The 23589-nt window shown below is 72.4% G+C and carries 23 protein-coding genes; 16 read left to right on the top strand and 7 right to left on the bottom strand.

The annotated features are described in order from the left end of the window. Positions 1-14: 14 nt before the first annotated feature. Together cysD and cysN are read left to right on the top strand one after the other, a co-directional pair. Positions 15-926 carry a sulfate adenylyltransferase subunit CysD gene (gene cysD / locus ACGFIZ_RS17420; RefSeq protein ID WP_393420336.1) on the top strand — a complete coding sequence of 304 codons (912 nt, stop codon included), beginning with the start codon at positions 15-17 and terminating at the stop codon, positions 924-926. Then, positions 926-2227 carry a sulfate adenylyltransferase subunit CysN gene (cysN, locus tag ACGFIZ_RS17415; protein ID WP_393420334.1) on the top strand — a complete coding sequence of 434 codons (1302 nt, stop codon included), beginning with the start codon at positions 926-928 and terminating at the stop codon, positions 2225-2227. The genes cysD and cysN overlap by 1 nt, the downstream gene beginning before the upstream one ends. Positions 2228-2280: 53 nt before the next feature. Here the strand turns inward: cysN and galK are convergent, their stop codons facing one another. Genes galK through ACGFIZ_RS17400 form a run of 3 tightly spaced genes read right to left on the bottom strand, consistent with a single transcriptional unit; the run spans position 2281 to position 4663 of the window. After that, positions 2281-3519, bottom strand: coding sequence for a galactokinase (gene galK / locus ACGFIZ_RS17410; RefSeq protein ID WP_393420332.1), 1239 nt, complete (start codon positions 3517-3519; stop codon positions 2281-2283). Continuing rightward, the gene (galE, locus tag ACGFIZ_RS17405) at positions 3516-4445 is read right to left on the bottom strand and encodes a UDP-glucose 4-epimerase GalE (protein ID WP_393420406.1); all 930 of its coding nucleotides are present in this window, start codon (positions 4443-4445) and stop codon (positions 3516-3518) included. Before galE ends, galK begins: the two co-directional genes overlap by 4 nt. A gap of 50 nt (positions 4446-4495) precedes the next feature. Beyond that, positions 4496-4663, bottom strand: coding sequence for a hypothetical protein (locus tag ACGFIZ_RS17400; protein ID WP_393420330.1), 168 nt, complete (start codon positions 4661-4663; stop codon positions 4496-4498). Here ACGFIZ_RS17400 and ACGFIZ_RS17395 point away from each other — a divergent pair. The 6 genes from ACGFIZ_RS17395 to ACGFIZ_RS17370 all read left to right on the top strand — a co-directional run bounded on the left by ACGFIZ_RS17395 (position 4662) and on the right by ACGFIZ_RS17370 (position 9255). After that, positions 4662-5687 carry a hemolysin family protein gene (locus ACGFIZ_RS17395; protein ID WP_393420328.1) on the top strand — a complete coding sequence of 342 codons (1026 nt, stop codon included), beginning with the start codon at positions 4662-4664 and terminating at the stop codon, positions 5685-5687. The genes ACGFIZ_RS17400 and ACGFIZ_RS17395 overlap by 2 nt on opposite strands. Positions 5688-5720: 33 nt before the next feature. Beyond that, positions 5721-6746, top strand: coding sequence for a tryptophan--tRNA ligase (gene trpS / locus ACGFIZ_RS17390; protein WP_393420326.1), 1026 nt, complete (start codon positions 5721-5723; stop codon positions 6744-6746). A 47-nt stretch (positions 6747-6793) separates the two neighbouring features. Continuing rightward, complete coding sequence (locus tag ACGFIZ_RS17385) at positions 6794-7351, top strand: 2'-5' RNA ligase family protein (protein WP_393420404.1); 558 nt, start codon at positions 6794-6796, stop codon at positions 7349-7351. Positions 7352-7479: 128 nt separating this feature from the next. Continuing rightward, entirely contained in the window at positions 7480-8403 is a 924-nt protein-coding gene (locus ACGFIZ_RS17380; RefSeq protein ID WP_393420324.1) for a YihY/virulence factor BrkB family protein, read from the top strand. A gap of 1 nt (position 8404) precedes the next feature. After that, complete coding sequence (locus ACGFIZ_RS17375; protein WP_393420322.1) at positions 8405-8791, top strand: GntR family transcriptional regulator; 387 nt, start codon at positions 8405-8407, stop codon at positions 8789-8791. A 20-nt stretch (positions 8792-8811) separates the two neighbouring features. Continuing rightward, complete coding sequence (locus tag ACGFIZ_RS17370) at positions 8812-9255, top strand: hypothetical protein (RefSeq protein ID WP_393420320.1); 444 nt, start codon at positions 8812-8814, stop codon at positions 9253-9255. A 216-nt stretch (positions 9256-9471) separates the two neighbouring features. On the opposite strand, the gene ACGFIZ_RS17365 is transcribed toward ACGFIZ_RS17370, so the two are convergent. From ACGFIZ_RS17365 to ACGFIZ_RS17355, 3 genes are all read right to left on the bottom strand, one after another. Continuing rightward, positions 9472-9984 (bottom strand): DMT family transporter, encoded by a 513-nt coding sequence (locus ACGFIZ_RS17365; RefSeq protein ID WP_393420318.1) that lies wholly within the window; start codon positions 9982-9984, stop codon positions 9472-9474. Positions 9985-9989: 5 nt separating this feature from the next. Further along, a complete protein-coding gene (locus tag ACGFIZ_RS17360) occupies positions 9990-11636 on the bottom strand; it encodes a glycoside hydrolase family 13 protein (protein ID WP_393420316.1) in 1647 nt (548 codons plus the stop codon). 187 nt (positions 11637-11823) lie between these two features. Next, positions 11824-12903 carry a LacI family DNA-binding transcriptional regulator gene (locus tag ACGFIZ_RS17355; RefSeq protein ID WP_393420314.1) on the bottom strand — a complete coding sequence of 360 codons (1080 nt, stop codon included), beginning with the start codon at positions 12901-12903 and terminating at the stop codon, positions 11824-11826. A 198-nt stretch (positions 12904-13101) separates the two neighbouring features. Between ACGFIZ_RS17355 and ACGFIZ_RS17350 the strand changes: the two genes are divergently transcribed. Genes ACGFIZ_RS17350 through ACGFIZ_RS17340 form a run of 3 tightly spaced genes read left to right on the top strand, consistent with a single transcriptional unit; the run spans position 13102 to position 16891 of the window. Then, positions 13102-14352, top strand: a complete 1251-nt coding sequence (locus tag ACGFIZ_RS17350; protein ID WP_393420312.1) for an extracellular solute-binding protein — start codon at positions 13102-13104, stop codon at positions 14350-14352. Further along, positions 14352-15992, top strand: a complete 1641-nt coding sequence (locus ACGFIZ_RS17345) for an ABC transporter permease subunit (RefSeq protein ID WP_393420310.1) — start codon at positions 14352-14354, stop codon at positions 15990-15992. The genes ACGFIZ_RS17350 and ACGFIZ_RS17345 overlap by 1 nt, the downstream gene beginning before the upstream one ends. Further along, positions 15989-16891 carry a sugar ABC transporter permease gene (locus tag ACGFIZ_RS17340; protein ID WP_393420308.1) on the top strand — a complete coding sequence of 301 codons (903 nt, stop codon included), beginning with the start codon at positions 15989-15991 and terminating at the stop codon, positions 16889-16891. Before ACGFIZ_RS17345 ends, ACGFIZ_RS17340 begins: the two co-directional genes overlap by 4 nt. A 17-nt stretch (positions 16892-16908) precedes the next feature. Here the strand turns inward: ACGFIZ_RS17340 and ACGFIZ_RS17335 are convergent, their stop codons facing one another. Further along, positions 16909-17241 (bottom strand): hypothetical protein, encoded by a 333-nt coding sequence (locus ACGFIZ_RS17335; RefSeq protein ID WP_393420306.1) that lies wholly within the window; start codon positions 17239-17241, stop codon positions 16909-16911. Between the two features lie 130 nt (positions 17242-17371). Here ACGFIZ_RS17335 and ACGFIZ_RS17330 point away from each other — a divergent pair, with 130 nt between their 5' ends. The 5 genes from ACGFIZ_RS17330 (at position 17372) to ACGFIZ_RS17310 (ending at position 23586) form a co-directional block, all read left to right on the top strand. After that, complete coding sequence (locus tag ACGFIZ_RS17330) at positions 17372-18718, top strand: alpha-amylase family glycosyl hydrolase (RefSeq protein ID WP_393420304.1); 1347 nt, start codon at positions 17372-17374, stop codon at positions 18716-18718. A gap of 61 nt (positions 18719-18779) precedes the next feature. Beyond that, complete coding sequence (locus ACGFIZ_RS17325; RefSeq protein WP_393420302.1) at positions 18780-19121, top strand: hypothetical protein; 342 nt, start codon at positions 18780-18782, stop codon at positions 19119-19121. A gap of 280 nt (positions 19122-19401) precedes the next feature. After that, positions 19402-20472, top strand: a complete 1071-nt coding sequence (locus ACGFIZ_RS17320; RefSeq protein ID WP_393420402.1) for a BMP family protein — start codon at positions 19402-19404, stop codon at positions 20470-20472. 199 nt (positions 20473-20671) lie between these two features. Then, entirely contained in the window at positions 20672-22258 is a 1587-nt protein-coding gene (locus ACGFIZ_RS17315) for an ABC transporter ATP-binding protein (RefSeq protein WP_393420400.1), read from the top strand. After that, positions 22255-23586 (top strand): ABC transporter permease, encoded by a 1332-nt coding sequence (locus ACGFIZ_RS17310; protein ID WP_393420300.1) that lies wholly within the window; start codon positions 22255-22257, stop codon positions 23584-23586. Before ACGFIZ_RS17315 ends, ACGFIZ_RS17310 begins: the two co-directional genes overlap by 4 nt. Positions 23587-23589: the final 3 nt, after the last annotated feature.

Genomic DNA, 23589 nt, shown 5'->3' with positions numbered 1-23589 from the left:
ATCGAGCCCGTGTCATGACCACCCCCGCCGCGTACCAGGTCTCCCACCTCGACGCGCTGGAGGCGGAGAGCATCTTCGTGATGCGCGAGGTGGTCGCGGAGATGGAGCGGCCGGTGCTGCTCTTCTCCGGCGGCAAGGACTCGATCGTGATGCTCCGGCTGGCCCAGAAGGCGTTCGCCCCGGCCAGCATCCCCTTCCCGGTCATGCACGTCGACACGGGCCACAACTTCCCGGAGGTGCTGGAGTACCGGGACCAGCGCGTGACCGAGCTGGGCCTGCACCTGATCGTGGCCAGCGTGCCGGAGGCCCTGGCCAGCGGCATGGTGCGGGAGTCGGCCGACGGGATGCGCAACCGGATCCAGACCCCGGTGCTGCTGGACGCGGTGGAGAAGCACCGCTTCGACGCGCTGTTCGGCGGCGCCCGCCGCGACGAGGAGAAGGCCCGGGCCAAGGAGCGGGTGTTCAGCTTCCGCGACGAGTTCGGCCAGTGGGACCCGAAGAACCAGCGGCCCGAGCTGTGGGCGCTGTACAACGGGCGGCACCACCCGGGGGAGTCGATCCGGGTGTTCCCGTTGTCCAACTGGACGGAGTTGGACGTGTGGCACTACATCGCCCGGGAGCGGATCCCCCTGCCGTCGATCTACTACGCGCACGAGCGTGAGGTGATCGAGCGGGACGGCATGCTGTACGCGGTGAACGAGTTCTTCCAGCCGCGCTCCGGCGAGGAGCGGTTCAAGGCGCAGGTGCGGTACCGGACGGTGGGTGACGCCTCCTGCACGGCGGCGGTGCGGTCGGACGCCGACACGGTGGAGAAGGTGATCGAGGAGGTGGCCGCGACGCGGATCACCGAGCGCGGCGCGACCCGCGGTGACGACCGGGTCAGCGAGGCCGCGATGGAGGACCGTAAGCGGGAGGGCTACTTCTGATGAGCGTGGAGACCCTGGCCCCCGGGGCCGATGCGGCGCCGCGGCCGATGGACCTGCTGCGGTTCGCCACGGCGGGCAGCGTCGACGACGGCAAGTCGACCCTGATCGGCCGGCTGCTGTACGACACGAAGTCGCTGTTCACCGACCAGCTCGCCGCGGTCGAGGCGGTGTCGGCGGCCCGGGGCGACGAGTACACCAACCTGGCGTTGCTCACCGACGGGCTGCGGGCCGAGCGGGAGCAGGGCATCACCATCGACGTGGCGTACCGCTACTTCGCCACCCCGCGGCGGAAGTTCATCATCGCGGACACCCCCGGGCACATCCAGTACACCCGGAACATGGTCACCGGCGCCTCGACGGCCGACCTGGCGCTGATCCTGGTGGACGCGCGCAAGGGGCTGGTGGAGCAGTCGCGCCGGCACGCGTTCCTGTGCTCGCTGCTGCGGGTGCCGCACCTGGTGCTGTGCGTGAACAAGATGGACCTGGTCGACTGGTCGCAGGAGGTGTTCGAGCGGATCGCCGACGAGTTCACCGCGTTCGCGGCGAAGCTCGACGCGCCCGACCTGACCGTGGTGCCGATCTCGGCGCTGAAGGGCGACAACATCGTGGCCCGGTCGGAGAACATGCCCTGGTACGAGGGGCCGTCGCTGCTGCACCACCTGGAGCGGGTGCACATCGCCTCCGACCGCAACCTGGTCGACGTCCGGTTCCCGGTGCAGTACGTGATCCGGCCGCAGTCGACCACGGTCACCGACTACCGGGGTTACGCGGGGCAGGTGGCGTCGGGGGTACTCAAGCCCGGCGACGAGGTGATGGTGCTGCCCTCGGGTTTCACCAGCCGGATCGCGTCGGTGGAGACCGCCGACGGGCCGGTGGAGGAGGCGTTCCCGCCGATGTCGGTGACGGTCCGCCTGACCGACGAGATCGACATCTCCCGCGGCGACATGATCTGCCGGCCGAACAACGCCCCGGCCGTCACGCAGGACATCGAGGCGATGGTCTGCTGGATGGACGAGACCCGGCCGCTGCAGGTCGGCGGCAAGTACGCGATCAAGCACACCACCCGGTCGGCCCGGGCGATCGTGCGCGGGCTGCACTACCGGCTGGACATCAACTCGCTGCACCGGGACGAGGCGGCCGGCGAGCTGAAGCTCAACGAGATCGGCCGGGTGCGGCTGCGTACCACGGTGCCGCTGCTCGCCGACGAGTACCGGCGCAACCGCACCACCGGCGGCTTCGTGATCATCGACGAGACCACCAACCGCACCGTCGGCGCCGGGATGATCGTCGAGACGTCCTGACGCCGTTCGTTCCGCCAGCCGTCGAGAAGGGGCCCCGATCCGGGGCCCCTTCCTCACAGGCGGTGGGCGCCGGGGGCGGGGGTGGCGCGGTACAGGCCGGGGGCGCGGTAGCCCCGCTCGGCGTACGCGGCCGTGACGGCGGCGGCCACCGCGTCGGCCCGGTCGGCGTCGACCAGGGCGAGGACGCAGCCGCCGAAGCCGCCGCCGGTCATCCGGGCCCCGTACGCGCCGGCCGCGAGGGCCGCCTCGACCGCGGTGTCGACCTCCGGCACGGTGATCTCGAAATCGTCCCGCATCGAGGCGTGCGAGGCCGTCAGCAGCGGGCCGGTGTCGCGGACGCGGCCGGCGCGCAGCAGCTCGACGGTGTCCAGGACGCGCTGGTCCTCGGTGACGACGTGCCGGACCCGGCGGCGGGTCTCGTCGTCGTCGAGCCGGGCCAGCGCGGCGTCCAGCCCGGCGGCGGGGACGTCGCGGAGCGCGGGTACGCCGAGCAGGTGGGCGGCCCGCTCGCAGGCGGCGCGGCGGGCAGCGTACTCGCCGTCGGCGTGCCGGTGCGGGGCCCGGCTGTCGACGACCAGCACGGCCAGGCCGGCGGCGGCCAGGTCGAACGGGATGTGTTCGATCGCCTCGGTGCGGCAGTCGAGGAACAGCGCGTGCCCGGCCCGGCACCGGATCACGGCCGACTGGTCCAGGATCCCGGTGGGCGCGCCGACGTAGGCGTTCTCGGCGCGCTGGGCGAGCCGGGGCCACCGCTCGGTCGGCAGGTCCAGCCCGCCCAGGTCCACCAGGGCGGCGAGCACCGCCGCCTCCAGGGCGGCGGAGGAGGACAGCCCGGAGCCGAGCGGCACGTCGGAGGCGATGGCCAGCCGCGCGCCGGGCACGTCGTGGCCGGCGTCGCGCAACGCCCAGACCACCCCGGCCACGTACGCGGCCCAGCCGGTGACCCGGCCGGGCTCGGCGACCTCGTCCGCGCCGAAGCTGACCGGCTCGCCGGACAGCTCCGACCAGACCGTCCACCGCGGCCCCTCCTGGCGGTCGGCGGCGACGACGGTGCGCAGCGGCAGCGCGAACGGCAGCACGAAGCCGTCGTTGTAGTCGGTGTGCTCGCCGATCAGGTTCGCCCGGCCGGGCGCGGCCCAGCGGCCGGCGGGCGACCCGGCGTACCGGTCGGCGAAGCCGGCGGCGGCGCGGTCGGCGACGTCGGCGACCGGGCCGGGGCGCGCGGGGTCGACCGCCGCGTGCGGGCGCGCGGTGGGGGACGCGGGAACGGCGGGGGGCGCGGTGTCGGTCACGGGCGGTCCAGCAGGTGGGTGCGGTAGAAGGCCCAGGCATCGCCGACCATGTCGTGCAGGGTCGGCTTCTCGGGCGCCCAGCCCAGCTCCTCGCGGGCCAGGGCGGAGGAGGCGACCAGCTCGACCGGGTCCCCCTCGCGGCGCGGCGACACCTCCACCGGCACCGGGTGCCCGGTGACCTCGCGGACCACCTCGACCACCTGCCGGTTGGTGAACCCGGCCCCGTTGCCCAGGTTGTAGATGCGGTGCCGGCCGGCGACGGCCGCGGTCAGCGCCAGCAGGTGGGCGCGGGCCAGGTCCTCGACGTGGATGTAGTCGCGGACGCAGGTGCCGTCGACGGTGGGGTAGTCGTCGCCGAAGAGCTGGAGCTTCTCCCGGCGGCCGGCGGCGACCTCCAGCGCGATCGGGATCAGGTGGGTCTCCGGGTCGTGCCGCTCGCCGATGGCGTGCCCGCCGCGCAGGTACGCCCCGGCCACGTTGAAGTAGCGCAGCGACACGGCGGCCAGGTCGTGCCCGATCGCCTCGGAGGTGAGCGCCATGTCGACGGCGAGTTTCGTGGCCCCGTACGTGTTGGTGGGGGCCTTCACCGCGGTCTCGGGGATGGGCAGCTCGACGGGGTTGCCGTAGACGGCGGCGGTGGAGGAGAAGACCAGGCGGGGCACGCCGGCCGCCCGGACCGCGTCGATCAGGGCGAGGGAGCCGACGGTGTTGGTCCGCCAGTACAGCTCCGGCTTGACCATCGACTCGCCGGCGGCGATGAGAGCGGCGAAGTGCAGCACCCCGTCGAAGCCCGAGCCGGGGGTGAGCACCCGGGCCGCCTCGTGGACCGGCGCGTCGACCCAGGTGGCCTCCGGGGCGAGGGCCTCCCGGTGCCCGGTGCGCAGGTCGTCCAGGACGACGACCTCGTGGCCGGCGTCGAGCAGCATCCGGGTCACCACGCTGCCGATGTAGCCGGCGCCGCCGGTGACGAGCAGTTTCACGTCCGGTCCTCCTGCCTGGCCGCCTCGCCGCGACCGCTCGTGATCACACTACGGCCGTCCGCCGGGTCCGCGCTGCCGTCGGCCCGGCCAACCGCGCCGCCCCGGGCGGCGTCCCGGGCGGACGGTGCGTGCCGTACCCCGGCGGTGTCTACCATCACTGTCATGCGGGAAGCGGGTGGTCCCGGGCCCCGGCGGCGACCGCCGGGGCGGGCCCGACGCGAACCGGGCCCGCTGGCCCGCACGGTCGCCCGGCTGGTGGTGCGGGCCGCCGACGCCGCGACGCGGCTGGTCACCGACCTGCTCGGGGCGAGTCCCGCCGCGGGCCGGGAGCGCATCAGCGAGGCGGAGCTGCGCGACCTGGTCGCCGCGAACACCGTCATCGACCCGGACGAGCGGCGGATCATCGACGAGGTGCTGGTGGCCGGGGCGAGCCTGGTCCGTGAGGTGATGATGCCCCGCACCGAGGTGGTGTTCCTGTCCGCCGGGCTGACCATCGCCGAGGCGGAACGGCTGGTCCGGGCCGAGACGCACACCCGGTACCCGGTGGTCGACGGCACCCACGACGACGTGGTCGGCTTCGTGCACCTGCGCGACGTGCTGCTGCGCCCCGACCTCGACCCGTGCACCACGGTGGGCGAGCTGACCCGGGAGGTCAAGCGGCTGCCCGGCAGCAAGCGGGTGCTGGCCGCGCTGACCGAGATGCGCCGTGAGCGGCACCACCTGGCGGTGGTGGTCGACGAGTACGGCGGCACGGCCGGCATCGTCACCCTGGAGGACCTGATCGAGGAGCTGATCGGGGAGATCCACGACGAGTACGACACGACTCCCGAGCCGCCGCTGGCCGGGCTGCCGGCGGTGGTCGACGGCCGGCTCAACCTCGCCGACTTCGCCGAGCGGACCGGGCTGCGGCTGCCCGCCGGCCCGTACGAGACGGTCGGCGGGTACGTGATGGCCGCGCTGGGCCGGCTGCCGGTGGCCGGCGACGAGGTGCCGGTCGCCCCGGGGGCGGTGGACGGGGGCGCCCCGGGCCCGGACGACCCGCCCGGCGGCTGGCTGCTGCGGGTGCTGGCGCTGGAGGGCCGCCGGGTGGCCCGGCTCCGCGTCTCGGCGGTGCGCGTGCCCGAGCCGCGGCGCGAGGTCGCCGCGCCGGCGGTGGCGGCGGAGGCCCGACCCGCCGGCCCGTCATGACGTGCGCCGGGCCTTGCTGACAGAATTGCCGGCATGTCCGACGCACCCGCCCGCCCCCGCGTTCTCTCCGGCATCCAGCCGACGGCCGACTCGTTCCACCTCGGCAACTACCTGGGCGCGGTGCGGCACTGGGTGGCGTTGCAGGACACCCACGACGCGTTCTACTGCGTGGTCGACCTGCACGCCATCACCGCCGGGCACGACCCGTCGGTGCTCCGGCAGCGCTCCCGGGTCGCCGCCGCGCAGCTGCTGGCCGTCGGCATCGACCCGGAGCGCAGCACCCTGTTCGTCCAGTCGCAGGTGCCCGAGCACCCGCAGCTGGCGTGGGTGCTCGGTTGCATCACCGGCTTCGGCGAGGCCAGCCGGATGACCCAGTTCAAGGACAAGTCGCTGAAGCAGGGCAGCGAGCGGGCCAGCGTCGGCCTCTTCACGTACCCGATCCTGCAGGCCGCCGACATCCTGCTCTACCAGGCGAACGCGGTGCCGGTCGGCGAGGACCAGCGCCAGCACCTGGAGCTGTCCCGGGATCTGGCCCAGCGGTTCAACACGCTGTTCGGCCCGGCGTTCACCGTCCCGGCGCCGCACATCGTCAAGGACACGGCGAAGATCACCGACCTGCAGGACCCGACGGCGAAGATGTCGAAGTCGTCCTCCTCGCCCGCCGGCATCATCGACCTGCTGGAGGACCCGGCCCGCTCGGCCAAGAAGATCCGCTCGGCGGTCACCGACACCGGCCGGGAGATCGTCTTCGACACCGGGACCAAGCCCGGCATCGCCAACCTGCTCACCATCTACTCCGCGCTGAGCGGCCGGAGCATCGACGACCTGGTGGCCGCGTACGCGGGCAAGGGCTACGGCGACCTGAAGAAGGACCTCGGCGAGGTGGTGCGGGAGTTCGTCGCCCCGATCCAGGAGCGCACCCGGACGTACCTCGACGACCCGGCCCAGCTGGACAAGCTGCTCGCCGCCGGCGCGGAGAAGGCCCGCGTGGTGGCCGCGCGGACGCTGGGCGACGTGTACGAGCGGATCGGGTTCTTCCCGCCGGTCCGGTTCGAGTAGCGGTCCCGGCGCGGCGGGTACGGGTGGACGGGCCGGTGGCCGGAGGGATGGCGCGGAGCGTGGAGCGCAGGGACGGGGCGCCGGCGGCCGGCGACACCATCCAGATCGGGATCGCGGTGGACATCCCCGAGCCGTGGGGCGGCACGCTCACCCGGCGCCGGATCGAGGCCGGCGACCCGCAGGTGGTCCCGGCGCACGTGACGCTGCTCGGTCCCACGGAGATCCCGGTGGCCGCGCTGCCCGCGGTCGAGCGGCACCTGACCGCGGTGGCCGCCGCGCACCTGCCGTTCACCCTGCACCTGCGGGGCACCGGCACGTTCCGCCCGGTGACCCAGGTGGTCTTCGTGGCGGTGGCCGCCGGGATCAGCGAGTGCGAGCTGCTGGCCGCCGCGATCCGCGCCGCGCCCGAGCTGCACCGGGAGGCCCGCTTCCCGTACCACCCGCACGTCACCGTCGCGCAGGACGTGGCGCCGGAGGCGCTCGACAAGGCGTACGAGGACCTGGCGGACTTCTCGGCGATGTTCGAGGTGGACTCGTTCACCCTGTTCTCGCACAGCGGGCAGACCCGGTGGCAGCCGCGCCGGGACTTCCTCCTCGGCGGCTGAGCGGCGCCGCGTGGACCGGGTCGGGCGCCGCGGGCCGGGCGGCGGGAGGGCCTCCGCGTCGGGGCGCTCCAGCCGGAGCATGCGGCGGGCCGCCGGTGGGACGGCGACGGATCGGCGAGGATGACGGCGTGAACCTGATGGGGCGGATCGAGTCCGGCATCGACCGGCGGGTGAGCTCCTGGCGCCGCCGGTCGCGGACGTTCGACCACGTGTGGCGGGCCGGGGACCTGTACGCCGAGATGCTGGGCGGGCGGCTCGCGGCGGCCATCGCGTACTACGGGTTCTTCGCGGTGTTCGCGCTCGCCCTGGTGGCGTACTCGGCGTTCGGGGCGGTCATCGAGGACAACGACGAGGTCAGCAGGGCGGCAGCCGGCTTCCTGCGGGAGAACCTGCCCTTCCTCGATCCCGAGCAGATCGCCCGCAGCAGCAACACGGTCGGGGTGGTCGGCCTGATCATCCTGGCCTTCACCGGGATCGGCTGGGTCGAGGCGATCCGCTCGTCGCAGCGGCTGATGTACGGGCTCAACCAGCAGCCGGGCAACTTCGTCGTGCGTCGCCTGGTCGACCTGGCCGTCATGATCGGGATCTTCGTGCTGATCGGCGTGTCGGTGGCCGCCGTGGACGCGCTGGAGTCGGCGCTGCGCTTCCTGCTGCGCAGCACCGGCTCGCTGGGGCTGACCACGCTCAGCGCCGCGCTCAGCGTGGTGGTCAACATGGTGCTGGCCGCCGCGCTGCTGGTCGCGGTTCCCCGGCTGCGGATGAGTCGCCGCCGGCTGCGCCCGGTGGTGTTCACCGTCGCGGTCGGCATCACGCTGCTGAACACCGTCGGGCGGTACTACGTGGTGCGCACCGAGCGGAACCCGGCGTACACGGTGGTGACGACCGCGGTCGGGCTGCTGCTGTACCTGTACCTGCTCAACCAGCTGGTCCTGTTCGGGGCGGCGCTGGCCGCGACCAGCCCGTACGGTCGGGTGGTGGACCTGGCCCAGCGGCCGAGGCCCGCCGACCTCGACGTCGAGAACGACCCGGGCGTGCCCGGGGGAGCGGGGTGACGTGCTGATCGCGGTGGATCCGGCGGGGCCCGTGCCGCCGTACGAGCAGGTGCGCGGGCAGCTCGCCGAGCAGATCGGGGACGGCCGGCTGCCGGCGGGCACCCGGCTGCCGACGGTCCGGCAGCTCGCCGCCGAGCTGGGGCTGGCGGTGAACACGGTGGCCCGGGCGTACCGGGAGCTGGAGGCCGCCGGGCTGCTGGAGACGCGGGGCCGGCACGGCACCTTCGTCGCGCCGGGCCGGGACGACGCGACGGACCGGTTGCAGCGGGCGGCGGCGGGCTACGCGGCCGAGGCCGTCCGGCTCGGGGTGGCGCCGGAGGCCGCGCTGGCCCTGGTCCGGGCCGCCCTGGACGCACAATTCAGGCAAATGCCGCTCACCGGAACGTGAGCACCGACCATGATGGGCCCGTGGGCGCACTAGTGACGCTGGACCTGCCGGACGACTCGCCGATGCTCGGCCTGCCGTGGATCATCACCTTCGGCCCGCTCGGCGACGCCGACGAGTGGGAGCCGGTGGTCTGCGGCCCGTACGAGCGGCTGCACGCGTTGGCGCTGGCCGAGGCGGTGGTGGCCGAGGAGCAGCTGATGGCGGTGGTCGAGCCGCTGCTTCCGGCGCTGTCGCCCGACGAGATCCGCAGCGAGATCGCGGCCGCCCAGATCGCCGCGGCGGACGACACCGCCCATATCGAGCAGGCCGACCTCTACGGCGACTTCGAGGACGTCATCGACGACGAGCTGGAGGCGGCGGCCGAGGCGGACGAGCGGACCGGCCCGCCCGCCGCGCCGAGCGAGGCCGAGCTGCGGGCCGGCTTCCAACGGATCGCAAAGCTGCTGGCCGAGAAGGGACGCTGACCCGGGCCGCGGCCATGCGTCGACCCGAGACCACAGCGGACGCCCGGATCGCCGGATTCCCGGCGAGAAAGCTGCTGACGCGAAACCACGGCGGGCGCGCCCGGATCGCGCGGCGCCCGGCGGCAGGGGTGTGCCGGAGGCCGACCCGCGGAGGGATCAAGCCTGACCGCCCGGAGCGGGTCGGCCTCCGGCACACCCCCAACCCTGACTCGCGGCTCAGTGCGCGCCCCCGAGGTTGAGCACGACCACCCCGGCGATGACGAGCCCGACGCCCACCACCTTGGCAACGCTGAGCGGCTCGCCGAGGAACGCGGCCCCGATCGCGACGATGGCCGCCGTGCCCAGCCCCGACCACATCGCGTACGCCACGCCGACGGGGATGTCCCGCACGGCCAGTGCGAGCAGCCCGAAGGCGGTCAGGTAGGCGACGGCCAGCCCGAGCGTCGGCCACGGCCGGGTGAACCCGTGCGTCGCCTTGAGCAGGCTGGTGCCGACCACCTCGGAGGCGATCGCCGCCAGCAGGAACAGGTACGCCATGACGTCGATTCTCCACGGGCCGACGCCGGCGGCTCCGGGGTGGACGGTGCCGGCGGAAGCCCCGTCCACGACGGACGCCGGCGCCTCCCGGGACGGACCCGCGAGGCGCCGGCGCCACCACACCCCCCACCACAAGGGGTAGTTGCCCAGTCGCCCGGCGGCGCGGGGCACGCCGAACGACCAGGTCGTCAACTCGGTTACCCGGCCGCGGGCCGTTCGAACCACGCGGCGGCGTCGACCGGCAGCACGTGCCCGGCGCCCTGCTCGGTGAGCTCCGCGCTGGCGACGAGCGGCCGGCCGTACCCGTCGATCAGCACCGGCGCGTCGCTGAGGTTGACCACGCAGGTCAGCACGGTGTCGCCGGAGCTGCGGGTGAACGCCAGCACGCCCGGGCCGGTGCCCTCCAGCCAGGTCACGCCGCCCGCGTCGGCGGCGAGCGCGGGGTGCTCGCGCCGGATCCGCAGCGCGGCGCGGTAGTGCTCCAGCGTGGAGCCGGGCACGCCGGTCTGGGCGGCGACCGAGAGCGCGGCCCAGGTGGCCGGGGCCGGCAGCCAGCTCAGCTCGCTGCCCTCCGGCCCGAAGCCGTACGGGGCCAGCTCGCCGCTCCACGGGATCGGCACCCGGCAGCCGTCCCGGCTCTCCCCGGTGCGCAGGAAGGACGGGTCCTGGCGCAGCTCGTCGGGCAGGTCCAGCACCTCCGGCAGGCCCAACTCCTCGCCCTGGTAGAGGTACGCGCACCCGGGCAGGGCCAGCATCAGCAGGGTGGCCGCCCGGGCCCGGCGCAGGCCGACCTCGCCGTCGCCGTACCGGGTGACGTGCCGCTGCTTGTCGTGGTTGGACAGCACCCAGGTGGTGGGCGCGCCGACGATGGTGGCCTCGGACAGGGCGGTGTCGACGACCTTGCGGAAGGAGTCGGCCGACCAGGTGGCGTCGAGGAAGTCGAAGCTGAATGCCTGGTGCAGTTCGTCCGGGCCGATGTAGCGGGCCAGCCGCTGCGGCGTCTCGGCCCACGCCTCGGCGACGGCCATCCGGCCGCCGGGGTAGCTGTCCAGGATCGGCCGCCAGGCCCGGTAGATCTCGTGCACCTCGTCCTGGTCGAAGTACGGCAGCCGGCCCTTGCCCAGCAGTTCCACCTGGCGCTGGCCGGTGGTCATGCTGCTGAAGCCGACGTCCGGCAGCCCCTCGGCCTTGATCATGCCGTGGGCCACGTCGACGCGGAACCCGTCCACGCCCCGGTCGAGCCAGAAGCGCAGCACGTCCTCGAACTCCGCGCGCACCTCGGGGTGGCGCCAGTTCAGGTCCGGCTGGGCCGGGTCGAACAGGTGCAGGTACCACTGGCCGTCCGGCACCCGCGTCCAGGCCGGGCCGCCGAAGATGCTCTCCCAGTCGTTCGGCGGCAGCTCGCCGTGTTCCCCCTTGCCGTCCGCGAACAGGTAGCGCTCCCGCTCGGCGGAGTCGGGGCCGGCGGCGAGCGCGGCGCGGAACCAGGGGTGCTGGTCGGAGGTGTGGTTGGGGACGATGTCGACGATGATCCGCAGGTCGAGGGCGTGCGCGTCGGTGATCATGGCGGCGAAGTCGGCGAGCGTGCCGAACATCGGGTCCACGTCGCGGTAGTCGGCCACGTCGTAGCCGCCGTCGACCATGGGCGAGGTGTAGAAGGGGGTCAGCCAGAGCGCGTCGACCCCGAGGTCGCGCAGGTACGGCAGGCGCTCGCGGATGCCCGGCAGGTCACCGACGCCGTCGCCGTTGGAGTCGGCGAAGCTGCGGACGTAGACCTGGTAGACGACCGCGGATCGCCACCAGTCGTCGTCGGAGGTCAGCGGCGTGGGGGTGCTGGCGGTCATCGGTGACGATCCCCGTTCTGTGGCGGGCCGGCGTGTCCCGCACGGTTTCGGCACTGTGGCGCGCGGGCGTCACAGCAGGATGCCGCCCGGTCGCTGCAAGAGTCAAGCAGCTCTTGCGCAAGAAATGACGCCGATGGTCGGAGCGGACCGAGGCGGGGATCGCGAGCGCCGACCGCCGGAGCTGGGCTCAGGCGGGGATGGCGAGCGCCGGCGGCGTCGGGTGCTGGCCGTCCGGCCCGCCTCCGGCGGTCGCCGGCGGGGCCACGGCGGTGGAGCCGCGCACCACCAGCTCGGGCCGGAACAGGTACTCCGAGTGCGGCGCGGCGTGCCCGTTGATCTCGTCGACCAGGGCCCGGACGGCGGCGACCGCCATCGCGATGACCGGCTGGCGCATGGTGGTCAGCGGTGGGTCGGTGAACGCCATCAGGGGCGAGTCGTCGTACCCGACCACCGACAGGTCGCCCGGCACCGACAGGCCGCGCTGCCGGGCGGCCCGGATCGCGCCGAGCGCCATCAGGTCCGAGCCGCAGACGATGCCCGTGACGCCGCGCTCCAGCAGGCGCCCGGCGGCCGCCTCGCCGCCCTCCACGCCGAACAGCGACAGCTCGGCCAGCCCGTCCAGCTCGGCCTCGGGCAGGCCGGCGAGCCGCCCCATCGCCGCCCGCCAGCCGGTGACCCGGCGCTGCACCGGCACGAACCGGTCCGGGCCCGTGATCAGGCCGATCCGGCGGTGTCCGAGGGCGACCAGGTGGGCGACGGCCAGCTCGGTGGCCTCCCGGTCGTCGCAGGAGACGAACGGCGCGGCGATGCCGGGCACGTACCCGTTGATCATGACGACCGGCAGCGGTCGGGCGATCAGCGCGCGGTAGCGGTCGTGGTTGGCCGCGGTGTCGGCGTGCAGGCCCGAGACGAAGACGATGCCGGAGACCTGGCGGTCGAGCAGGCTCTCGACGTACTCGTCCTCGGTGACCCCGCCCGGGGTCTGGGTGCACAGCACGGGAGTGAACCCGCTCTGCGCCAGGGTCGACTCGATGACCTGGGCGAAGGCGGGGAAGATGGGGTTGTCCAGTTCGGGCACGACCAGTCCCACCAGGCCGGCGCTGCGCTTGCGCAGCCGGGCCGGGCGCTCGTAGCCGAGGACGTCGAGGGCGGTCAGTACGGCCTGGCGGGTCTCGGGGGCCACGCCAGGGCGGTCGTTGAGTACCCGCGACACCGTTGCCTCGCTGACTTCGGCCTGTTGGGCGATGTCGGACAGTCGAGCGCGCATGGCGGCACTTTAACGCAAGGGCAAGATCTTGCGTACACGCCTGCAAGCTCTTCCATTCTCTGCAACCTCTTGCTAACGTCCCCGCAATATGCGTATGAGCGGCGCAGCAACCGGGCGCCAGCAGCAAGAACTCACAGAGGTTTCCACTGGCGGGCCCGCCTTCCCCCGGCGGAGCCGGCCATGACGACAGGAGCACCGATGCGCATCCGTACCGCGGGTGTGGTCGCCGTCCTCGGCCTGGCGCTGGCCGCCTCCGGCTGCGGTGGCGGCGACAAGGAGGAGCCGGCCGCGAACGAGTCCGCCAAGGCCGCCGGCGGCAAGCTGGTGATCTGGGCCGACGACAAGCGCACCGCCGCCCTGAAGCCGTTCGCCGAGAAGTTCGGCCAGGACAACGGCGTGACCGTGGAGGTCCAGGCCGTCTCCAAGGACCTGCAGACCAACTTCGTCACCGCCTCCCAGCAGGGCAGCGGCCCGGACGTCGTGGTCGGCGCGCACGACTGGATCGGCAACCTGGTCCAGAACGGCGCCATCGACCCGGTGCAGCTCGGCGCCGAGCAGAAGAGCGCGTTCAGCGAGGTCGCCGTCAAGGCGGTGACCTTCAACGGTCAGGTCTACGGCGTCCCGTACGCCACCGAGAACATCGCCCTGATCCGCAACACCGAGCTGGCCCCCGAGGCGCCGAAGACGATCGAGGACCTGGTCGCCGCCGGCAAGAAGCTCAAGGCCGAGAAGAAGGCCAGCGAGATCCTCTGCCTGCAGTCCGGCCAGAACGGCGACGCGTACCACATCTACCCGCTGTACACCTCCGGCGGCGGCTACCTCTTCGGCACCGCCGCCAACGGCGACTACGACCCGAAGGACCTGGGCGTCGGCAAGCCGGAGTCGATCGCGGCCTTCCAGAAGATCGCGAAGCTCGGCGAGAAGGGCGACGGCGCGCTGAAGCGCTCCATCACCGGCGAGAACTCCATCGCCACCTTCACCGGCAAGAAGTGCGCCTTCCTGGTCTCCGGCCCGTGGGCCATCGCCGACGCCAAGAAGGCCAACATCTCCTACGACATCTCCCCGGTCCCCGGCTTCGCCGGCGGCAAGGAGGCCCAGCCGTTCGTGGGCGTGCAGGCGTTCTACGTGGCCGCCAAGGGCAAGAACAAGGCCCTGGCCCAGGAGTTCGTCACCAACTACGTGACCAAGCCGGACCTGGCCGTCGCGCTGTACAACGCCGAGCCGCGCCCGCCGGCGCTCACCGCCGCCTTCGAGCAGGTCAAGGGCACCGACCCCGACCTGGCCAAGTTCCAGGAGGCCGGCAAGAACGGCCAGGTGCTCCCGGCGATCCCGGCCATGGCCGCGATCTGGGACCCGTTCGGCAAGGCGGAGGCCGCCGTCATCGGTGGCGCCGACCCGGCCAAGACGATCACCGCCGCCGGCAAGACCATCTCCGGCCAGATCAAGTAATGAGCACGTCGCTGTCCGGCCCGGGGCCCGCCACGCGGACCCCGGGCCGGGAGCCCGCCGGCCCCGGGCTCCCGCGCGCGTCCCAGCAGACGCGGAACCTCGCGCCGATCACCGCGACCGGCCTCCTCGTCAAGGTGGTCCTGCTCGGCCTGGTCGCCGGGATCGCGGTCTGGGCGGCGTTCCCGCTCGTCGAGGCCGAGCACTGGGTCGGCCTGGCGATCCTGGCCGTGACCACCGCCGGCCTGTTCTGCCTCTACCTCACCCGCCGGCACGTCCCCGCGAAGTACCTGGTCCCCGGCACGATCTTCCTGATCGCCTTCCAGGTCTTTCCCGTGCTCTACACCGCGAGCACCGCCTTCACGAACTTCGGCGACGGCCACCGGGGCAGCAAGGACGACGCGATCGTCGCGATCCAGAGCTCCTCGGTGAAGCAGGTTCCCGGCTCCACCGAGTACGCCCTCTCCATCGCCACCGAGGGCGACCCGGCCACCGGCCCGCTCGTCTTCCTGCTGAGCGACCCGAAGACCAACCAGGTCTCCGCCGGCGACGCGGGTGGGCTGCGCCCGCTCGGCGCGGGCGACGTCACGGTCGCCCCGGGCGGCAAGGTCACCGCCGCCGACGGCTACACCGTGCTCAACTTCGGCCAGGCCAGCGTGCGGAGCAAGGAGATCACCGACCTGGTCGTGCCGACGGCCAGCGGCGCGATCCGGTCCAACGGCCTGTCGCGCGCCTACGAGGGCAAGGCCGTCCGGGCGTACGACGCTGGCTGCGACTGCATCAGGGACAGCGAGACCGGCAGGACCTGGAACGCCGACGAGGCCACCGGTTCCTTCGTCGCCGCCGACGGCGAGCGGCTGACCCAGGGCTGGCGGGTCAACGTCGGCCTGAAGAACTTCAGCCGGGTGCTGACCGACCCGGACATCGCCCGGCCCTTCTTCGGCACGCTGCTGTGGAACTTCGCCTTCGCGATCGGCTCCACCGGCGGGACGTTCGTGCTCGGCCTGCTCATCGCGCTGGCGCTGCACTCGCCCCGGATGCGGGCCACCAACTTCTACCGGGTGCTGCTGATCCTGCCGTACGCCATGCCGTCGTTCGCGATGCTGATGGTCTGGCGGGACATGTTCAACACCGACTTCGGCCTGGTCAACAACCTGTTCGGGCTGGGCGTCGACTGGTTCGGCGGGGAGTGGACCGCCCGGTTCGCGGTGATCCTGGTGCAGCTCTGGCTCGGATACCCGTACATGTTCCTGGTCACCACCGGGGCGTTGCAGGCCATCCCGCGCGAGCTGACCGAGGCCACCTCGGTCGACGGCGCTTCCCCCTGGCAGTCCTTCCGCGCGGTCACGCTGCCGCTGCTGCTGGTCGCGCTCTCGCCGCTGCTGATCTCGTCGTTCGCGTACAACTTCAACAACTTCAACGCGATCTACCTGACCACCGAGGGTGCCCCGTTCCCGGCGGACAACCCGACGAACGGCGCGACCGACCTGCTGATCACGTACACCTACCGGCTGGCGTTCGGCGGGCAGGGCGCGGAGTTCGGGTTCGCCGCGGCGATCTCGCTGTTCATCTTCACCATCGTCGCGGTGGTGTCCGCGGTGAGCTTCCGGCGCACCCGGCAGCAGGAGGAGGTGTACTCGTGACCACCCACGCGGAGGCGTCCCCCGGCAACCGGAACGCGGCGAGGGGGTCGACGGGTCGCTGGTTCGCCCAGGTGGGCTGGCGGCACGTCGTCGGGGTGCTGGCGGTGGCGTTCAGCCTCTTCCCGATCCTGTTCGTGCTCTCGGCGGCGCTGAACCCGCTCGGCACCCTCTCCTCGACCGAGCTGCTGCCGACCGGGGCGTCGTTCGAGAACTTCACCAACCTCTTCGACAAGACGGCGTTCGGCCACTGGTTCCTCAACTCGCTGCTGATCGCGGGGGTCTCGTCCTTCGCGTCGGTGTTCCTGTCCGCGCTGGCCGCGTACGCCTTCTCCCGGATGCGGTTCCGGGGCCGGCGGGTGGGGCTGCTGTCGCTGCTGCTGATCCAGATGTTCCCGCAGTTCCTGGCGATCGTGGCGATCTTCCTGATCTTCGGCACGATCACCGACCTGTGGCCGGCCATCGGCTTCAACACCCCGTGGAGCCTGCTGCTGCTCTACCTCGGCGGCGCGCTCGGGGTGAACACCTGGCTGATGAAGGGCTTCTTCGACACGCTCCCGCGCGAGTTGGACGAGTCCGCCACCATGGACGGCGCCAGCCACGCCCAGGTGTTCTTCCGGATCATGCTGCCGCTGGTGGCCCCGATCCTGGCGGTGACGGCCCTGCTGGCGTTCATCGGCACGATCAACGAGTTCCTGATGGCGAACGTGTTCCTCACCGACACCGACTCGAAGACCCTCGCCGTCGGCATGTACGGCATGCTCCAGGGCAACGAGAGGAACGCCAATTTCGGGATCTTCTCGGCGGCTACCCTGCTCACCGCGATCCCCACGGTGCTGGTGTTCCAACTGCTCCAGCGCTACATCGTCTCCGGCCTCACCGCCGGAGCGGTCAAGGGCTGAGGATGACGACCCCGCTGCTACCGCACCACGACGGCTCCGCCACGTACGTCCCCGACCAGGAGCCCGCGCTCGGGGCGACCGTCCCGGTCTTCGTGCGGGTGCCGGCCGGCGCCGACGTGCGGCAGGTGCACGTCCGGACCACCGGCGACGGCGAGCCCCGCTTCGCCGAGGCCGTCGTCGACCGGCGCGCCGGCGGGGATGTCTGGTGGCGCGCCGACGTCGAGGTGCGCAACCCGGTCAGCAACTACCGGTTCATGCTCACCGGCGCCCGCGGCTACCGCTGGCTCAACGCCGCCGGCCTGGTCGACCACGACGTGCCGGACGCCGGCGACTTCCGGCTGGTCGGGCACGCCCCGCCGCCGGCCTGGGCCCGGGACGCGGTGATCTACCAGATCTTCCCCGACCGGTTCGCCCGCTCCGCCGCGGCCGACGGCCGCACCGCGCCCGACTGGGCGATCCCCTGCGACTGGGGACACCCCGGTGATCGGGCGCGGCCCGGAGACGCCGTACCAGTTCTACGGGGGCTACCTGGACGGCGTGGCCGAGCGGCTGGACCACCTGGACCGGCTCGGCGTCAACACCGTCTACCTGACCCCGGTCTTCCCGGCCCGCTCCAACCACCGGTACGACGCCTCCAGCTTCGACACCGTCGACCCGCTGCTGGGCGGGGACGCGGCGCTGGCCCGGCTCGCCGACGCGGTGCACGCCCGCGGGTGGCGGCTGCTGGGGGACATCACCAGCAACCACACCGGCGACGCCCACCGCTGGTTCACCGCCGCCGCCTCGGACGCGCGCGCCCCCGAGCGGGAGCTGTACTACTTCGACGAGGCCAGCGGAGACTACGAGTCCTGGAACGGGGTCAAGTCGCTGCCGAAGCTCAACTGGGGCAGCGCCGAGCTGCGCCGCCGCTTCGCCACGGCCGAGGACTCGCTGCTGCGCCGCTGGCTGCGGCCCCCGTACGCCCTCGACGGGTGGCGGGTGGACGTGGCCAACATGACCGGGCGGCGGGGCGCGGACGCGTACACCCACGAGGTGGCGCGGCTGCTGCGCCGGGTGGTGGCCGAGACCCGGCCCGACGCCCTGCTGCTCGCCGAGCACGGCCACGACCACACCGGCGACCTGGACCGCGACGGCTGGCACGGCACGATGAACTACGTCGGCTTCACCGACCCCGTCTGGTCCTGGCTGCGCCACGGCGACGACCCACTGCCGAACTTCCTCGGCACGCCCGGCGGGGTCCGCCGGCGGGACACCGACGCCGTGCTCGCCACCATGAACGCCTACCGGTCGCTGGTCTCCTGGCGGTCGTACGTCCACTCCTGGCAGCTGCTCGGCTCCCACGACTCGGCCCGGATCCGGACGGTGGTGGGGGACGCGGCCCGGCAGGAGGTGGCCGCCGGCCTGCTCGCCACGATGCCGGGTACCCCGGTGATCTTCGCCGGCGACGAGCTGGGGCTGACGGGCACGAACGGAGAGGGGTCGCGTACCCCGATGCCGTGGCACCGGCCGGAGAGCTGGGACCACGGGACGCTCGGGGCGTACCGGGCGCTGGTCGCCCTGCGCCGCGGCGAGCCGGCGCTGCGCCACGGCGGCCTGCGCTGGGTGCACGCGGACCCGGACACGCTGGTCTTCCTCCGCGAGACGCCGGACGGCGGGGTCCTGGTGCTGGCCCGCAGGGCCGCCGCCGACCCGGTCCGGATCGCCGGCCTGCCGGCGGGCGAGAACGCGTACGGGGGCGAGCCGGCGCTGCGCCCGGACGCCGACGGCGTGGTCACCCTGCCCGGCGACGGCCCCACCTTCCAGGTGTGGCGGCTGCTGCCCGGATGAGGTGTGGGAGGGCCGGCGGGCCCCTACTACAAGGTGTCGTTGATGAGGGAGGATGGTGCGCGTGGAAGCTCTTCGGTTGGTACTTCTCTACGTGCATCTGATCGGGTTCGCGCTGCTGCTGGGCGGCGCGATCGCCCAGTACGTCAGCGGTCGGCTGCGGATCAACGCGGCCATGCTCTGGGGGTCGGCCCTGGGCCTGTTGACCGGAATCGGGCTGTCCGCCCCGTTGCGCGACGGCGCCGAGCCGGCCCCCGCCAAACTTGTTACCAAGTTGGTGCTCGCCCTGCTGATCTTCGTCATGGTCTTTTTCTCCCGTAAGCGGGAGACGGTCAACCGGGGCCATTTCCTCGCCATCATCGGGTTGACCCTGGTCAATGCGGCGGTGGCGGTTTTCTGGAGGTGACCGCCTGAGCACGGGAAAGGCCGCGCGAGGCCGAGGTCCGCGACGCCGGACCCGGCCCTCGGGCGGCCCGGTAAATGATCTGCCCCACCCATGGGTTACGTAGGGGTAACGAGCGTTCAACAGTCGTGCACGATTGTCGGCCGGTGGGAGGGCGTGGGCGTACGCTCCCGTCCGTAACGTGGGACGCCGGCGCGCGCAGCGCTCGTCGGTTTCAAAGGGCTGCCACCGCACGAAGCGCGGTGTGCAATGGGAAGGAGACGTCTTGCGCTCTGTGCGTGGGATGCGGATCGCCTCCGCCTTCGTGGCGGGTGGGCTCGTGCTGGGCGCCGCCGCGTGTGGTGAGGCCCCCGAGGAAAGCAGCAACACGGCCGGCAGCGACGCCAAGAAGTACAGCGCCTGCATGGTCACCGACGTCGGTGGCATCGACGACAAGTCGTTCAACACCTCGGCCTGGAAGGGCCTTGAGGAGGCCAAGAAGGCCAACGACAACATCGACATCAAGTACGTCGCGTCGAAGGCGCAGGCGGACTACGAGGTCAACCTGACCCAGTTCGTCAACCAGAAGTGCGACTTCATCCTGGCCGTCGGTGGCCTGATGGGCGATGCGACGTCCAAGATCGCGAAGGCGAACCCGAACCAGCAGTTCGCCATCGTCGACTCCAAGCTGCCGGAACCCAATGTCTACCCGATGCAGTTCGACACCGCCCAGGCCGCCTTCCAGGCCGGCTACCTGGCCGCCGGCATGAGCAAGACCGGCAAGGTCGGCACCTACGGCGGCCTGCCGATCCCGCCGGTGACCATCTTCATGGACGGCTTCGCCGACGGCGTCGCGCACTACAACAAGACCAAGGGCAAGAACGTCCAGGTCCTGGGCTGGGACAAGGCGACCCAGAAGGGGTCCTTCACCAACTCGTTCGAGAAGCAGGACGAGGGCAAGAAGGTCTCCGACACCCTGGTCGCCCAGGGCGCGGACATCATCATGCCGGTCGCCGGCGGTGCCGGCCTCGGCACGACCGCCGCGGCCCAGGCCTCCGGCGGCAAGTACTCGGTCATCTGGGTGGACGCCGACGGGTGCGAGAGCACCCCGAACTGCCCGGCGCTGCTGACCACCGTGGTCAAGAACATCACGGACGCCGTGAAGGAGGCCGTCACCAAGGCCGCCAGCGGGGAGAAGCTCCAGGCCAGCGCGGGCTTCGTCGGCACGCTCGCCAACAACGGCGTCTCGATCGCCCCGTACCACGAGTTCGACAGCAAGGTCCCGGCGGACCTGAAGACCGAGGTCGAGAAGGTCAAGGCGGACATCGCCGCCGGCACCATCACGGTCACCTCGAAGGCCCAGCCGGCCAAGTGACCGCTCCGCCGGCCGCCGTGGCGCCACCATCGGCGGCGGAGGCCGGCGGGCCCCAGGCATGACGACCGGCCGCCTCGACGTACGCGGGACACCCCCGCGGCGCCGGGGCGGCCGGTCCGCTCCACCCACGCCCGGCCCGGCCCGGTGACCGGCTGACAGCGGCCACGCCGCCCCATCGCTCGCACTCCCGGAGGTTGCGCTGAGACTCGAACTGCGCGGCATCACCAAGCGGTTCGGTGATCTGGTCGCCAACGACCACATCGACCTGACGGTGGAGCCTGGAGAGATCCACGCCCTGCTCGGCGAGAACGGTGCCGGCAAGTCGACCCTGATGAACGTCCTCTACGGGCTCTACCAGCCCGACGAGGGCGAAATCGTGGTCGACGGGAAGCCGCTGCGGCTCCGGGGCCCATCCGACGCGATCGCCGCCGGGATCGGCATGGTGCACCAGCACTTCATGCTGGTGCCGGTCTTCACCGTCGCCGAGAACATCATGCTCGGCGCCGAGCAGGTCCGGGGCGGTATCGCCGGATTCCTCGACCGGCGGCGCGCCCGGCGCGAGGTCGCCGAGGTCTCCGAGCGGTACAACCTGCGGGTCGACCCGGACGCCGTCATCGAGGACCTGCCGGTCGGCATCCAGCAGCGGGTCGAGATCGTCAAGGCCCTCACCCGCGACGTCGACCTGCTCATCCTCGACGAGCCGACCGCCGTGCTCACCCCGCAGGAGACCGAGGAACTGCTCGCCGTCATGCGGTCGCTCAAGGCCGCCGGCAAGTCGATCGTCTTCATCACCCACAAGCTCGGCGAGGTCAAGGCGATCGCCGACCGGATCACCGTGATCCGCCGCGGAAAGACCGTCGGCACCGCCTCGCCGACCGCCAGCCGCGACGAGCTCGCGGCGCTGATGGTCGGCCGCAGCGTCCGGCTGACGGTGGACAAGAAGCGGGCCACCCCGGGCAAGCCCATCCTGGAGGTCACCGGCCTGGTCGTCGACGACGACCGCCAGATTCGGGCCGTCGACGGGGTCGACCTCACCGTGCGCGCGGGCGAGGTGCTCGGCATCGCGGGCGTGCAGGGCAACGGCCAGACCGAGCTGATCGAGGCGATCATGGGCCTGCGGCCCGTCCTCGCCGGCACGGTCGCCCTCGACGGCGAGCCCGTGCAGGGTTGGCCGACCAAGAGGGTGCTGCGCGCCGGGGTCGGCTACGTCCCCGAGGACCGCAGCGTCGACGGGCTGGTCAAGGAGTTCAGCGTCGCCGAGAACCTGGTGCTGGACATCTACGACCGGCCGCCCTTCGGCAAGGGGCTGTCCCTCAGGCCGGACGCCATCGCGAAGTCGGCGAAGGAGCGGATCGAGCAGTTCGACGTCCGTACCCCGTCGGGCGACGCGCCGGTGGGCACCCTCTCCGGCGGCAACCAGCAGAAGGTGATCGTGGCGCGGGAGCTGTCCCGCCCGCTGAAGCTCTTCATCGCCGCCCAGCCGACCCGCGGCGTCGACGTCGGCTCGATCGAGTTCATCCACTCCCGGGTCATCCGGGAGCGGGACATCGGCACCGCCGTCATGGTCGTCTCCAGCGAGTTGGACGAGGTGATCGGCCTGGCCGACCGGATCGCGGTGATGTACCGCGGCCGGATCATCGGCGTCGTCGGCCCGGACACCCCGCGCGAGGAGATCGGCCTGCTGATGGCCGGCATCATCCCCGACGCGGTCACCGGCGCCACCGAACCGGCCGCCGCCGCGGCGACCCCGGCCCCTGAGGGCCCCGGTAGCGAGGACGAGGCATGAGCAATCCAACCCCCGAGTCGGGCTCGCCGAACAGGGAACCGGCGACCGAGGAGCAGGCGGCGCGGACTGCGGTCGGCACCACCGACCGGGTCGCCACGGCGACCGCCGCGAAGCGGCCCGAGCCGGAGGTCAAGCCCGCGCTGGGCCGGCTGTTCCTGGACAACCTCTGGGCCGCCAACACCGTCACCGTCACCGTGCTCGCGGTGGTGCTGGCGATGTTCGTCGGCGCCGTTCTGATCATCGTCTCGGACCCGGACGTGCTGGCCACCTACGGCTACCTCACCGCCCGCCCGTCCGACGCGCTGAACGCCAGCTGGACGGTGGTCAGCGACGCGTACGCGAACTTGTTCAAGGGGGCGATCTTCGACCCGGAGGCGTCCGGCTGGCGTGCCGCCCTGGGCCCCATCTCGGAGACGCTGACCTACACCGCGCCGCTTGTCTTCACCGGCCTGTCCGTGGCGCTCGCCTTCCGCGGTGGCCTGTTCAACATCGGCGCCCAGGGGCAGGCCACCATCGGCGTCATCCTCGCCGCGCTGGCCGGCTTCCTGCTGCCGCTGCCCCCGGGGCTGCACCTGGTCGTGGCGCTGGTCGCGGGTGCGGTCGGCGGCGCGCTCTGGGGCTTCGTCCCGGGCATCCTCAAGGCGCGCACCGGTGCCCACGAGGTGATCAACACGATCATGCTCAACTACGTCGCGCTCTACTTCCTGTCCTGGATCATCGTCCAGAACGGCGTACAGAACCCGGGCCGGGCCGACGCGATCAGCAAGCCGGTCGACGCCTCCGCCCAGCTGCCCCGGCTGCTCGGCGACAACCTGCGGGTGCACGCCGGCATCCTGCTGGCCGTGCTCGCCACCTGGTTCGTCGCCTGGCTGCTCAACCGCTCCACGCTCGGCTTCGAGCTGCGCGCGGTCGGCGCGAACCCCGACGCCGCCCGCACCGCCGGCATCAGCGTCCCCAGGGCGTACGTGCTGATGATGGCCATCGCAGGCCTGCTCGCCGGCCTCGGCGGCAGCCAGATGGTGCTCGGTTCGACGGCGGACGCACTTACCCCGCAGGTGGTCGCCCAGATCGGGTTCGACGGCATCCTGGTCGCCCTGCTCGGGCGGGTGAAGCCGTGGGGCGTTCTGCTTGCGGCGTTGCTGTTCGGTGCCCTCCAGGCGGGCGGCAACCGGATGCAGGGCTACTCGGGGATCTCGCTGGAGCTGGTCACCGTGCTCCAGGCGCTGATCGTCATCTTCATCGCCGCGCCGGCCCTGGTGAAGGCGATCTTCCAGCTCCGGGCCGCCCGCGCCGCCCGGTTACAGACGAGCCTGGCGAAGGGCTGGTAAGGC

It is taken from the genome of Micromonospora sp. NPDC048830 (genome assembly GCF_043198215.1).
Taxonomy (GTDB): domain Bacteria; phylum Actinomycetota; class Actinomycetes; order Mycobacteriales; family Micromonosporaceae; genus Micromonospora.
This window is presented reverse-complemented; position numbering and strand designations above follow the sequence as displayed.

Coding starts and splice junctions, on each gene's coding strand:
- cysD (WP_393420336.1), top strand. CDS start 15: ATGACCACCCCCGCCGCGTACCAGGTCTCCCACCTCGACGCGCTGGAG.
- cysN (WP_393420334.1), top strand. CDS start 926: ATGAGCGTGGAGACCCTGGCCCCCGGGGCCGATGCGGCGCCGCGGCCG.
- galE (WP_393420406.1), bottom strand. CDS start 4,445: ATGCTGCTCGACGCCGGCCACGAGGTCGTCGTCCTGGACGACCTGCGC.
- ACGFIZ_RS17395 (WP_393420328.1), top strand. CDS start 4,662: ATGCGGGAAGCGGGTGGTCCCGGGCCCCGGCGGCGACCGCCGGGGCGG.
- ACGFIZ_RS17400 (WP_393420330.1), bottom strand. CDS start 4,663: ATGACAGTGATGGTAGACACCGCCGGGGTACGGCACGCACCGTCCGCC.
- trpS (WP_393420326.1), top strand. CDS start 5,721: ATGTCCGACGCACCCGCCCGCCCCCGCGTTCTCTCCGGCATCCAGCCG.
- ACGFIZ_RS17385 (WP_393420404.1), top strand. CDS start 6,794: ATGGCGCGGAGCGTGGAGCGCAGGGACGGGGCGCCGGCGGCCGGCGAC.
- ACGFIZ_RS17360 (WP_393420316.1), bottom strand. CDS start 11,636: ATGACCGCCAGCACCCCCACGCCGCTGACCTCCGACGACGACTGGTGG.
- ACGFIZ_RS17355 (WP_393420314.1), bottom strand. CDS start 12,903: ATGCGCGCTCGACTGTCCGACATCGCCCAACAGGCCGAAGTCAGCGAG.
- ACGFIZ_RS17350 (WP_393420312.1), top strand. CDS start 13,102: ATGCGCATCCGTACCGCGGGTGTGGTCGCCGTCCTCGGCCTGGCGCTG.
- ACGFIZ_RS17345 (WP_393420310.1), top strand. CDS start 14,352: ATGAGCACGTCGCTGTCCGGCCCGGGGCCCGCCACGCGGACCCCGGGC.
- ACGFIZ_RS17320 (WP_393420402.1), top strand. CDS start 19,402: ATGCGGATCGCCTCCGCCTTCGTGGCGGGTGGGCTCGTGCTGGGCGCC.
- ACGFIZ_RS17310 (WP_393420300.1), top strand. CDS start 22,255: ATGAGCAATCCAACCCCCGAGTCGGGCTCGCCGAACAGGGAACCGGCG.